9 protein-coding genes are annotated in these 13,422 nt (G+C 28.4%); 6 read left to right on the forward strand and 3 right to left on the reverse strand.

The window, feature by feature from the left end:
• Positions 1–5: 5 nt before the first annotated feature.
• Both secA and ACNI3D_RS10015 read left to right on the forward strand, forming a co-directional pair.
• Positions 6–2,618 (forward strand): preprotein translocase subunit SecA, encoded by a 2,613-nt coding sequence (gene secA, locus ACNI3D_RS10010; protein ID WP_419766880.1) that lies wholly within the window; start codon positions 6–8, stop codon positions 2,616–2,618.
• Between the two features lies 1 nt (position 2,619).
• A complete protein-coding gene (locus tag ACNI3D_RS10015) occupies positions 2,620–3,828 on the forward strand; it encodes an ABC transporter permease (protein WP_419766881.1) in 1,209 nt (402 codons plus the stop codon).
• 4 nt (positions 3,829–3,832) lie between these two features.
• Here the strand turns inward: ACNI3D_RS10015 and ACNI3D_RS10020 are convergent, their stop codons facing one another.
• Positions 3,833–6,625 carry a YhdP family protein gene (locus ACNI3D_RS10020; protein ID WP_419766882.1) on the reverse strand — a complete coding sequence of 931 codons (2,793 nt, stop codon included), beginning with the start codon at positions 6,623–6,625 and terminating at the stop codon, positions 3,833–3,835.
• Between the two features lies 1 nt (position 6,626).
• Here ACNI3D_RS10020 and mltG point away from each other — a divergent pair, with 1 nt between their 5' ends.
• From mltG to ACNI3D_RS10040, 4 genes are all read left to right on the forward strand, one after another.
• Positions 6,627–7,715, forward strand: coding sequence for an endolytic transglycosylase MltG (mltG, locus tag ACNI3D_RS10025; protein WP_419766883.1), 1,089 nt, complete (start codon positions 6,627–6,629; stop codon positions 7,713–7,715).
• Between the two features lie 120 nt (positions 7,716–7,835).
• A complete protein-coding gene (locus tag ACNI3D_RS10030) occupies positions 7,836–10,028 on the forward strand; it encodes an NADP-dependent isocitrate dehydrogenase (protein ID WP_419766884.1) in 2,193 nt (730 codons plus the stop codon).
• A 71-nt stretch (positions 10,029–10,099) separates the two neighbouring features.
• Complete coding sequence (mdh, locus tag ACNI3D_RS10035) at positions 10,100–11,047, forward strand: malate dehydrogenase (protein WP_419766885.1); 948 nt, start codon at positions 10,100–10,102, stop codon at positions 11,045–11,047.
• Positions 11,048–11,154: 107 nt separating this feature from the next.
• Positions 11,155–11,535, forward strand: coding sequence for a SpoIIAA family protein (locus ACNI3D_RS10040; protein ID WP_419766886.1), 381 nt, complete (start codon positions 11,155–11,157; stop codon positions 11,533–11,535).
• Positions 11,536–11,566: 31 nt separating this feature from the next.
• Here the strand turns inward: ACNI3D_RS10040 and ACNI3D_RS10045 are convergent, their stop codons facing one another.
• Positions 11,567–12,628 carry an ADP-ribosylglycohydrolase family protein gene (locus ACNI3D_RS10045; RefSeq protein ID WP_419766887.1) on the reverse strand — a complete coding sequence of 354 codons (1,062 nt, stop codon included), beginning with the start codon at positions 12,626–12,628 and terminating at the stop codon, positions 11,567–11,569.
• A gap of 87 nt (positions 12,629–12,715) precedes the next feature.
• Entirely contained in the window at positions 12,716–13,291 is a 576-nt protein-coding gene (locus tag ACNI3D_RS10050; protein WP_129101051.1) for a superoxide dismutase, read from the reverse strand.
• Positions 13,292–13,422 lie beyond the last annotated feature (131 nt).

Consider the following 13,422-nt stretch of genomic DNA (forward strand, 5'->3'; position numbering starts at 1 on the left):
ATTTTATGTTAAATATTTTTTCAAAAATTTTTGGTACGAGAAATGATAAAGAAGTAAAAAGATATAAGAAAAGAGCTGAAACTATAACTCTACTTGAACCAAAGTATGAGCAAATGAGTGATGATGAACTAAAAAGTACATTTGAAACCTTAAAAAGTGATGTTCAAAGTGAATCAGTAAAATTAGATGATATTTTAAATGATGTATTTGCGATAATTAGGGAAGCTAGTAAAAGAGTCCTAAATATGAGACATTATGATGTTCAATTAATAGGTGGTATGGTTTTACATGATGGAAGAATAGCAGAGATGAAAACAGGTGAAGGTAAAACTTTAGTTGCTTCATTACCCGTTATATTAAATGCTATGACAGGCAAAGGGGTTCATGTAGTTACAGTAAATGACTATTTGGCTTCTAGAGATGCTGCTGAACTATCTCCTTTATATAATTTCCTTGGATTTACTGTTGGTACAATATTAGGTGATATTAGAGATGAAGAAGAAAGAAAAGCGCAATATGCTTGTGATATCACTTATGGAACAAATAATGAGTTTGGATTTGACTATCTAAGAGATAATATGAATTACGATTTAAATGAATGTGTGCAAAGACAACATCATTTTGTAATCGTAGATGAAGTGGATTCAATCTTAATTGATGAAGCAAGAACTCCTCTTATTATATCAGGACCTTCAAATAGAAAAGGTTCAGATTATGCAAAAGCTAATCAGATCGCCAAACAACTTGAAAAAGGTGAAAAAATTGAACCAAAAAGAGCAGATGAACATGCTGTTACAACTGGTGATTTTATTGTTGATGAAAAAAGTAAATCTGTACTTTTAACAGAACAAGGTCAAAAAAAAGCAGAAGAGTTATTTGGAGTTGAGAATCTTTATTTACTTGAAAATGCAACCCTATCTCATACTTTAGACCAAGCACTTAAAGCCAATTATGTATTTGAAATAGATGTTGATTATGTTGTAAAAGACAATGAAGTAATCATTGTAGATGAATTTACAGGAAGATTGAGTGAAGGTAGAAGATTTTCTGAAGGTTTGCACCAAGCACTTGAAGCAAAAGAGAATGTTTCTATTCAAGATGAATCACAAACTCTAGCAGATATTACATTCCAAAATTACTTTAGAATGTATGACAAACTAGCTGGTATGACAGGAACTGCACAAACAGAAGCAACAGAGTTTGCAGAAATTTATAATCTAGATGTTGTATCTATTCCTACAAATGTTCCCGTTCAAAGAGATGATAAAAATGACCTTATTTACAAAAGTGAAAGAGAAAAATTCAATGCAGTTTGTGACAAAATAGCAGAACTTCATAAAAAAGGTCAACCAGTACTTGTAGGTACTGCTTCAATTGAAAAATCAGAAAAATTACATGAAATATTAAAACAGAAAAAAATACCTCATACAGTTTTAAATGCAAAACAACATGAAAAAGAGGGAAAAATCATTGCTGATGCCGGACAAAAAGGTGCAGTAACGATTGCTACAAATATGGCAGGACGGGGAGTTGATATTAAATTAACCAAAGAAATCCTAGACCTTGGTGGATTAGCAATTATTGGAACGGAAAGACATGAAAGTAGAAGAATTGATAATCAGTTAAGAGGAAGAGCTGGTCGTCAAGGTGATGTTGGTGTTTCTCAATTTTATTTATCATTAGAAGATAATCTTTTAAGAATCTTTGGAAGTGATAAGATAAAAGGTATTATGGAAAGATTAGGTATTGAAGAAGGTGAACATATCGAATCTAAAATGGTAACAAGAGCTGTTGAAAATGCACAGAAAAAAGTTGAAACGATGCACTTTGAGAGTAGAAAACATCTTCTAGAGTATGATGATGTTGCAAATAAACAAAGAAAAGTAATCTATAGCTTTAGAAATGATTTATTAGACCCTAATTTTAAAATTACTGAAAAACTTGATGAAAATAGAGCTGAATATATAACAAACTTACTTATTCATGCAAATATCATAAATGGTATGGCAGCAGAAGATTTTGATTATGACTTTATTATTAACAAAGTAAAAGAAGAATTAAACTTAGAACTTACATTAGAAAATATCAAATCAGAATCTTTTGATGATTTACAAGAGAAACTACTTACAATCATAAAAGAAGTATATGAAGAAAAAATGAGTATGGCAGCTCCTGAACAAAAAGCTGAAATAGAGAGAATTCTTTACTTACAAATTCTAGATAATGCTTGGAGAGAGCACTTATATTCAATGGATAACCTAAAAACTGGTATTGGTCTACGAGGATATAATCAAAAAGACCCATTAGTTGAATATAAAAAAGAATCTTACAATATGTTCTTAGAACTTATTGCAAATATTAAAAATGAGATTATCAAAATATTATTCACAGTTCAATTAAGAGATTCTCAAGAAGAAGAGAAAGAAAAAGAAGCAATTGAAGCTATGAAAGCAAAAATGATAGAAGCTTCTGAAAATATTTCAACTAACTTTGAAGAAGCTCCAAGAGCAGAAAAGAAAATAGCTAGAAATGATCCTTGTCCTTGTGGAAGTGGTAAAAAATACAAACAATGTTGTGGAGTAAGTGGTCCTAAAAGAGGATTAATAGCAGGTAAATAATTTGAATAATCAACTTATTAACTTTATTGTCAAAAAATACTTAAAATTTGACAAAAAAAATCCTTTTATATCAATAAGTGCAATTTTAGCATTTGTTGGTGTAGCTGTTGGTGTTATGGTACTTATCATAACAATGGCTATTATGAATGGAACAGAAAAAGAGTTTAAAGATAAACTTTTTACAATGAATTATCCTTTATCTGTATATGCAAAGTTTGGTAATGGGATAAATGATGATTTACTTAATAAACTTGAAAAAAAATTTCCAAATTTAAAATTTTCCCCTTATATATCTTCTCAAGCAATAGTGCAATATGATGAAAAGATATCAGGCGGTCTTATTTTTGGTGTTGACCCTAAAAGAGAAGCTAAAATAAACTCAATATATGAAAAAGCTACAAAAAACTTAGTGTTAAATAAATATGATTTAATTACAGGAATTGGAACATCTGATAAACTTTATTTATATGATGATAGTAAAGTAACAATGTATTTTACTTCTTTAAATCCAAATGGCTTTTCAATGATGCCCAAAATGAAAAGATTTAATTATAAGGGTTCTTTTAGTTCAGGGTTAAATGCATATGATAATTCATATATGTACACATCAGCTGCTGCTTTAAGAACAATACTAAGAAAGAGTGATAATTATTATGATGGTATTCATATCTATTCAGATGATGCATTTAATGACATAAAATTATTAGAAAAAGAACTTCAAAATTATCCAGGTGTTGGAGTAATTGGTTGGTGGCAACAAAATGGAAACTTCTTCTCTGCAATGGCATTAGAAAAAAAGGCACTTTTTGTTGTTTTGATGTTGATTATATTAGTAGCTTCACTTAATATTATTTCATCATTACTTATGACAGTTATGAGTAGAAGAAAAGAGATAGCCCTACTTTTATCAATGGGTGCAACAAATAAAGAGATAAAGAAAATATTTTTAAAACTTGGTATTGTAATTGGTTTTTCTGGTATTACAATTGGTACATTTTTAGGTTTTTTTGGTATTTTTATACTTGATAATTTTAATATTATTTCTCTCCCAGCTGATGTTTATGGAACTAGTAAACTTCCTTTGGATTTAGATATGATTGATTTCATATCAATTATGATTGGTTCAGTACTAATCATATTATTATCTTCTTATTACCCTGCATCAAAAGCTACTAAAATTGATGTTATTGATGTTTTAAGAAACGAATAAACTTTTACTTTTCAAATAACTTTGCAGGTGAAGTAATTATTCTTTTTAAAACATCAACTGGTGCAGATATAGAATCTTTTGCTAGATTTGTATTTATTTGAGGATCATTTAAATTACCTGTAATATCAACTTTTGTAGAAACTCGTTTATCATCCCCTAAAAAGATATAACTTAATCCTGGTATAAAATTAACAATCTTACTATAATCTTTCATGAAAATAAGATCAACACTTGAATCCACAGTCGAGTCTTTTAAGTTAATCGTTGCATAGCCATCAAAATCAACCGAATTACCAATTGTATGAATCTTAAGTAAATTTAAAATTCTATTATCAAAATCATAAGTAAAATCTACATATCCTTCATTTACTGCATATCCATTTAAATTAAATCCACCGTTTGTTACCATCCCAAAAACTGCAGGGATAGCTAATAAAGGGTTAATAAGAGCAGGACTTGTATTCACTAAAGTAATTATATTATTTAATATATTTAAATTTAATATTCTATTTTTATCAAAAAGCATTTTCCCACTCATGAAATTATCTTTTCCATCAGCAGTTAAAGAAAATGTTCCACCTTTTATTAATTCTTTATCAAAAAAGGTATTTACAAAGTTATCATTAATATCTTTTGCATCTAAACTAATATTATCATTAATATCTTTTATATATTTTATTTTTCCATTTAAATAATTTAAAGCAAATATAGCTTTGTTCTCATTAGCCGTTATATTATATTTATCTGATAAAACTTTGTATTTACTATTAACAATTATATTTGAATTTTTACCTTCAATCTTTACATTTTTGTATTTGTCAACACTTGTAGTTTCGGTATCATACATCAAATCAAAGTTTTTTAATTTTAAATATAAATCATCATCATTTTTTAAAGTTAAATCAATATTTTTATCTTTTGAAATAACTTTTATTAAGTCTTTTTTAGAATATCCTTTTATATTTAATGTCTTAATTTTATTTTTTCCATCAGTAATTGGAATATCAAGTTTCCCAAAAGTCCCATCAAAGAAAACATTATCTTTGATTAAATCTATATTTGAATCCATAGAATAAAAACTATTGTCTTTTAACAATATATTGGAATTTATTAACCTAATACTTAAATCTTCTCCTATGTTGTTTTTATTTTTATCATCAGATAAATCAATATCATAAGAATTAATTATCAAATTAATTTTATCTTTAATAATATCGATTTTAAGGTCATTTGAATATGTATTAATAGTAGTTTGTTTATCATTAATCAATCCAAATAGTCTTAAACTATCTATTTTTCTTCCTTCTTTTTTTAAAGGCAGATTAAGTTCATATAAATTTGCTAAAAAGCTAATATTACTTTTATCATCTAGTTTTATAGATATATCGCCTTTTTTAATATCTAAATCTTTTAAGAGTTTCGAATACGGATATATTTTTCCTATATCTTTGATATTTATATCTGTACTATTATTTTGAAATAAAATTTGAGTATCCACATCATCAATAGTAAATTTTGTATTTTCTTTAAAATCTATAGCAAAATCAATTTTTTTATTTTCAAAATTTACAATTTCTTGATTATCACTTTTAATTAAAAGTTTGTTTAATAAAGCATTACCTTTTGAATCCATAGTTTTAGTATTGATTTTTAAATTTACTTTTGCATCTATCATATCTTTATGTACAAAATCAGTATCTTTTATAATTACATCACTATTTATTAAATCAACACTTCCTTGTTTTGAATAAAACTCAAAATCATTTATCTTAAAAGTTGAATCTTTACTTTTAAATACCCCAAAAGTCTTCATAGGTGCATCATAAGGTATATATAAATGAACATTAGCATCGGTTGAGCCTGATAGTTGTTTTATGGGAAGATTTATCTTATAAGCTTTTAAAATGCCTAAGACATTATCATCAAGCATATGAGTAGCTTTTAAGGTTACATCAACATGCCCATATTTCAAACTTGTCATATCTTGTATATTTACAAAACTACCATCAATGTTTATACCTTTGAAAGTTGGTTTTTCTAAATTAATAAGTAAACCATCATTTTCATATTGCAAATTTATAAGAGGTGTTTCTACAGCATCTAAATCACCATGAAATTTTACTTTTGCATCTGTAACTCTTGCATATCCTTTGATACTTTTTAAAATGGGAGTAAGAGTTTTTAAATTAAATTTTCCATATAAATAATCTAAATAGATTTTTCCATTTACATTATCATACATCCATGACTCAGCTATTTTGTCTAAACTTACATATTTTTTTAAAAATTTAATATCTTTCATTTCACCAGAATTTATAAAAAAGTCAAGTTCTTCTTTATTTGTCTGAATATTTAATTGACCATTTACTAAATTTTTATAATCATATTTTCCTAAAAAAACTAAAATATTATTAGATAGATCTAATTTTATTTTTCCCAAAAGCAATAAATCAATATCTTTTAAATAAATAGAATAAATATTTAAATTTAAGATATCGCCCTCTTTTGAATACTGTGAAGCTATATTTACAAACTTATTGTCTATATAAATATAATCATCATCTAATCTTATTTTAAAAGTGTTGTCTGCTATTTTCATAGTTTCTATATTAATGCTTTGAAAGAAATCCAAAATCATAGGAGCTTTACTTATCATTGATTTTATATCTTCAAAAGAACTATGAACTTCTGTTTTTTTATCTTTTATAATTATTTCATCTATTCGTACAATGAGTTTCTTATCAATTTTAATATAGAATTTCGAAACTGAAAAATTACCAAAAGAGAATGAATCCAAATTGATACCATTAATTAAGAAAAAAACTAAAAATGACATTAGTGATAAAAAGAATAAAATAAAAGCAATAATTTTTTTTAGTAACATTATAGAAGTAATCCTAGTATTTAGTATCGTAATACTTTTTTATATAACAATTCCCTTATCATCTTCAAAAGTAATTTTTATACCTAAAGGGAGTACGAATTATATTATAACATACCTAAATAAATCAGGCTATGACTTAAATATTATTGATAAAATAATTATTAAAGCAAAAGGTTATCCTCAAAGTGGTTGGATTGATTTAAAAGCTACAAAAATGACTAAGGCTGACTTTATAAGTAGACTTCTTACTTCAAAAGCAGCTTTAAAATCATTAACATTGATTCCAGGAGAAACAGCATATTACTTCTTACAAGAAATTTCCAAAAAATTAAAACTATCTTTTCCAAAACTTCAAGAAGCTTATAACAAATATGCATACAAACTTGATGGTAATATTTTAGCAGAAACATATAATCTGCCAATAGGAATGGATGAAGATCACATTGTTTTTTATTTAATTTCATATACAAATAATAAGTATAAAGAGTTTTCAAATAAGATATTTGGTCATTATATAAAAAAAAGCTGGTACAAATATGTAATAATCGCTTCAATAATACAAAAAGAAGCAGCAGATGTTACTGAAATGTCAACAATATCTAGTGTGATTCAAAATAGACTTAAAAAAAGAATGCCCTTGCAAATGGATGGTACTTTAAACTATGGAGCTTACTCACATACTAAAGTAACATCAAAAATGATAAGAGAAGACACTTCTTCATACAATACATACAAATATGCTGATTTACCTGATAATCCAGTTTGTGCAGTTAGTTTAGATGCTATAAAAGCTGCAATTTTTCCATCAAAAAGTCAATACTTATATTTTTATAGAGATAAAAGCACTGGAAAACATCTTTTTACAAATACTTATAAAGAACATATAAATAATATAAACAAGTTAAAAAATGTAAAAAGAGTAGAAGAAAAAAAAGTATTTCCAAAAAAAGATATGCCAGAATCAAAAAAAACTATAAAAAATCTTTGGAAAACAGTTAATTAGTTGAGAAGTATTGAAACAAGAAATTTAAACTGTTTCTTTCTTGGTAGTTATTTAAAATATTATGTATAAAATAATGATAATATGACCTACACGAAAACTTAAATAAACCAAGGAACAAAAATGTCAAAAATTATTTACACAAAAGTTGATGAAGCTCCAGCTTTAGCTACTTACTCATTTCTACCTATTATCAAAGCTTTTACAAAAAGTTCTGGCATAGAAATGGTAACAAAAGATATCTCACTTGCAGGTAGAATTCTTGCTAATTTTCCAGAGAATTTAAAAGAAGATCAAAAAATTGGTGATCATTTAGCTGAACTTGGTAAATTAACTCAAGATCCAACTGTAAATATTGTAAAACTTCCAAATATTTCTGCTTCTATTCCTCAATTAAAAGCAGCAATTGCTGAATTACAATCAAAAGGATACAATGTACCTAATTATGATGAAAGTGATGAAATCACTGCTAGATACTCAAAAATCCTAGGATCTGCAGTTAATCCAGTACTAAGAGAAGGAAATTCAGATAGAAGAGCTCCAAGTGCTGTTAAAAACTATGCAAAAAACAACCCACATAGAATGGGAGAATGGACAAAAGATTCTAAAACTGAAGTTGCACATATGGATCATGGAGATTTTTATGGTTATGAACTTTCTAAAACTTTTGAAAAAGAAGACGATTTAAAAATATCTTTCTTTGACAAAAATGGTTCTCAAACAGTATTAAAAGCATCTTTACCTGTACTTGAAGGTGAAATAATTGATGCAACAATTATGAGCGCAAAAGCTTTACAAGAGTTTTATGCAAAAACAATTGAAGAAGCAAAAGAAAAAGATGTATTATTATCTTTACACCTTAAAGCTACTATGATGAAAGTTTCTGATCCAATTATGTTTGGATTTGCGGTTAAAGTATTTTTCAAAGATTTAATTGCTAAACACGGAGCTTTATTTGATGAATTAGGAGTTAACTTTAATAATGGTTTAGGTGACCTTTACTCTAAATTAGACAAAGTTGATGCAGCTAAAAAAGCTGAAATCGAAGCTGATATTGCTGAAATTTATAAAAAACAACCAAGACTAGCAATGGTAAACTCTGCTAAAGGAATCACAAACTTACATGTACCATCTGATGTTATTATTGATGCATCTATGCCTGCTATGCTTAAAGGTGGTGGAAAAATGTGGAATGCTGATAATAAAGAAGAAGATACAATCGCTATGATTCCAGATAGATCTTATGCACAAGCATTTAAAGCAGTTATTGAAGACTTTAAAGAAAATGGAAAATTAGATGTTACAACTATTGGAACTGTTCCAAATGTTGGTCTTATGGCTCAAAAAGCTGAAGAGTATGGTTCACATGATAAAACTTTCCAAGCTCCAAGTGATGGACAATTTAAAGTTACAGATAAAGAAGGGAATACAGTATTCTCATTTGATGTTGAAGTTGGTGATATTTTCAGAATGTGCCAAGCTAAAGACGCTCCAATCCAAGATTGGATTAAACTAGCAGTTTCTAGAGCAAGACTTTCAAATACTCCAGCAATTTTCTGGCTAGATGCAAATAGAGCACATGATGCCCAAATGATTAAAAAAGTAAATAAATATCTACCTGAACATGATACTAGTGGTTTAGATATATCTATAATGGCTCCATTAGAAGCTACAAAAGTATCTTTACAAAGAATGAGAGAAGGTAAAGATACTATTTCTGTAACTGGAAATGTATTAAGAGATTATAATACTGACTTATTCCCAATTTTAGAACTTGGAACAAGTGCTAAAATGTTATCAATCGTACCATTGATGCAAGGTGGTGGATTATTTGAAACTGGGGCTGGTGGATCTGCTCCTAAACATGTACAACAATTCACAGAAGAATCTTACTTAAGATGGGATTCATTAGGTGAATTTATGGCATTAGCAGCTTCTTTTGAACACTTAGGGAATACTCAAAATAATGCAAAAGCAAAAATTTTAGCTACAACTTTAGATAAAGCTACTGGAACTTTCCTTTTAAATGACAAATCACCATCAAGAAAATTAGGTGGTGTTGATAATAGAGGAAGTCATTTCTATTTAGCTATGTATTGGGCACAAGAGTTAGCAGCTCAAACAGAAGATAAAGAATTGGCAGTAGAATTTACTCCTATTGCAAAAGCAATGGCTGAAAATGAAGATAGAATTATGTCTGAATTAGTAGCTTCTCATGGAAAAGCTTCTGATATTGGTGGATATTATTTACCAGATGAGGAAAAAGCAAATGAAGCATTAAGACCAAGTGCAACATTAAATCTAATTATTGGTTAATTTTTATTAAGTATAATTTAAAGGTAGGTCAATTGATCTACCTTTTTTTATTTAAATTTTAAAGGAACATTATGAAAAATAAAAAAGTTGGGATTATTGGAGTTGGAAATGTAGGTTCAACACTTGCATATACTTTAGCTTCAAAAGGAATTTGTGAAAAAATAGTTTTAAAAGATATTAGAGAAAATATTGTAAAAGCAATGGCCCTAGACATTTCACAAGCTGCAAATGCTGCAAGTTCTAGTACACTTGTAATTGCTGCAAAAAATTCAACTGACTTAAAAGATTGTGATGTTATTGTTATAACTGCAGGAATACCAAGAAAACCAGGTATGAGTAGAGATGATTTACTTCTTACAAATGCAAAGATTATGAAAATAGTTGTAAAAGATATAGAAGAGCAAGCTCCAAATGCAATTATAATAGTGGTATCAAATCCTCTTGATGTGATGGTTTACACAGCACTAAAAGTTTCAAACTTTCCTAAAAATCAAATCATAGGAATGGCAGGTATTTTAGACAGTGCAAGAATGAGCCACTTTATTCTAGAAAAACTAGGATATGGAGCAGGACAAATAAATGCTTCTGTTATGGGTGGACATGGAGATGATATGGTCCCCCTACCAAACTTCTCAACAGTAGCAGGCGTACATTTAAGTGAAGTTCTTAGTTCTCAAGATATAGAAGATATAGTAGAAAAAACAAAAAATGGTGGAGCTCAAATAGTAAAATACCTAGAAACAGGATCAGCATACTATGCCCCTGCCCACTCTACTTCACTTATGGTAGAAGCAATCTTACATGATAAAAAAGAAGTTTACCCTTGTGCTGTTTTACTAGAAGGGGAATATGGTTATGAAAATATAGTTTCAGGAGTTCCAATAATGCTTGGAAAAAATGGAGTTGAAAAAATTATAGAACTAAATCTAACAGTTGAGCAAAAAGAACTATTTAAAAAATCAGTATCCTCAGTTAAAGAATTAGTTGATACCCTAAATAAAAACAACTTTTTTGAATAGGAAATAACTTAAGCCCTTCCTTTATCAACTTTGTAATTTATTTCTTTAAATTCATCAAAAATTAGAGTAAAATAATAGTAGTAAAACTTTTATAAAAGGAATATACTATGAAAACTAGAAAACACGAACTTACAGTTGGTATACAAAAAGTTGATAATAGTTTTTTACTTACCATAAAAGCAATAGGAACACTTACTCATGAAGATTATCAAACAATAACTCCAATGATTGATTCAGCCGTTGAAGGTATTACAAACCCTAGAATTAGAGCAATTGTTGATTGTACTGAACTTGATGGTTGGGAATTAGAAGCTGCGTGGGATGACTTAAAGATTGGTCTTAAACATGGAAATGAGTTTGAGAAAATAGCTATTATCAATAGTAAAACTTGGATAAAAGTTGGCTCAAAAATTGCTTCTTGGTTTATACAAGGAGAAGTAAAAAACTTCGAAAATGAAATAGAAGCTTTTGAATGGTTAAATGAATAAGATACAGAGAAATTTTATTCTCTGTATTGCTTTATTGTAAAAGTGGTAGTTTATTTAATAACTCTTCACAATAATCCCATTGGTCTAAACTTTCTTTCCACTCTTTAGGAATAGTATTTACTCCAAAATAAGCACCAAGTACCATCCCAATCATAATACCTCTAGAAGCATTATCACCACCAACCATGGCATTGGCTTGAAGTGCTTTTTTAAGACCATCTTCTTTGTTGGCATATTTCAAGATAAAATAAATACTTCCAGGCATAGTTCCTTCAGTAGGACTAGCTTTCCCTACTTTTATAGGTTCACTTCTCCCCACATCCCAAAGTCTTGCCATTGAGGTAAGTGCTAAATCATCACTAAACTGCTCTTTTGATAAATCAGATTGGGGATTTGATTCTTCTTCATATTTTGCAATTGCCTGATTAACTTTATCTTGATAAAAACCACCCATAAGTTTTCCAACCTCTTCAATGGCAACTCTAGGTTCTGTCCCATTTATAACTCGATTTGTAACTCTAGCAAAAAATTCTGCCCCACCTAAAGCATGAGATTCTTTATGGGTAAACATAGCTTTTTTTGCCACATCTACTAAGACTTCTTCATCATCATAATAAGCATGAGCTGCCACGTGTCTTATGGCTGTTGCATTTGAATATCCACCTAAGTCTTCAACTCTAACACCTCTTTTTACTTGAGCATAAGTCTCTCTACTCATAGTACAAATCCAAGAACCCCAACTATTTTCTAGTCTATTCATCCAATGGGGAATAATCGTTTTTACATCGAACTCTTGGATAGGGTTTACAGTTTTGGCTAAATGTTCTAATATAAGAATATTATAATCCCCATAATCAGTAGTTCCACCAGCTTTTTTACCTGGATGATAGTTTTGTTCACCCCAACCTATTCCATGTGTCATTCCACCCATCATTTCACCTGGACTCATAAATTTTTCTATAGGTTTTTGACCATATGCTTTATATATTTTTTTTGCATCATATTCATAATGACTACCCAAACATAAAGCATCTGCAACAATAGATGCAAAAAAAGCACCTCTAATTGAGTCTTGTTTTGTGATATTGTTCATTTTTTCACCTATTTAATTTTTGATGAATATTAAAAAAGGGCCATATAAAATATGACCCTTTAAATAAATTGATTAATAAAATTCTAATTATTTAAGATTTTGAGCTACAAAATCCCAGTTAACTAGTTTCCAGAAGTTTTCTAAATAAGCAGGTCTTGCATTTCTCGTATCAATATAATATGCATGTTCCCACACATCACAGGTAAGAATTGGAGTTAAACCATCAGTTAATGGAGTTCCTGCATTTGAAGTAGAAACAATTGATAATTTACCACTTGAATCTTTAACTAACCAAGCCCACCCTGAACCAAAATGAGTTACAGCTTTGTTTGTAAATTGAGTTTTGAATTCTTCAACTGATCCAAAGGCTTCAACTAAAGCAGCTTCTACATCACCAGAGATAGTAGATCCACCAGGAGTTAAACCATTCCAAAAAAAGTCATGATTAAATACTTGTGCAGCATTATTAAAAAGACCACCTTCAGCATCTTTTACAATTTCAACTAAAGATAAATCTTCAAATTTAGTTCCAGCTATTAAATTATTTAAATTATTTACATATGTTTGATGATGTTTTCCATAGTGAAATTCTAAAGTCTCTTTTGACATTAATGGTTGCAATGCATCCATTTCATAAGGTAGTTTCATTAATTCGTGTTTCATTTTAATTCCTTTAAAAAATATTGTTGAGTAATAATGATACCCCTATTTAATTAAAAAAGAATAATAAGTTCAAATTAGTTTTATATTTAAGAGAAGTTTTTTTGTAATATTAGATTAAAAAGGGGATTTTA

It is taken from the genome of Arcobacter siniprincipis (SeqCode), assembly GCF_048571125.1.
Taxonomy (GTDB): domain Bacteria; phylum Campylobacterota; class Campylobacteria; order Campylobacterales; family Arcobacteraceae; genus Arcobacter; species Arcobacter siniprincipis.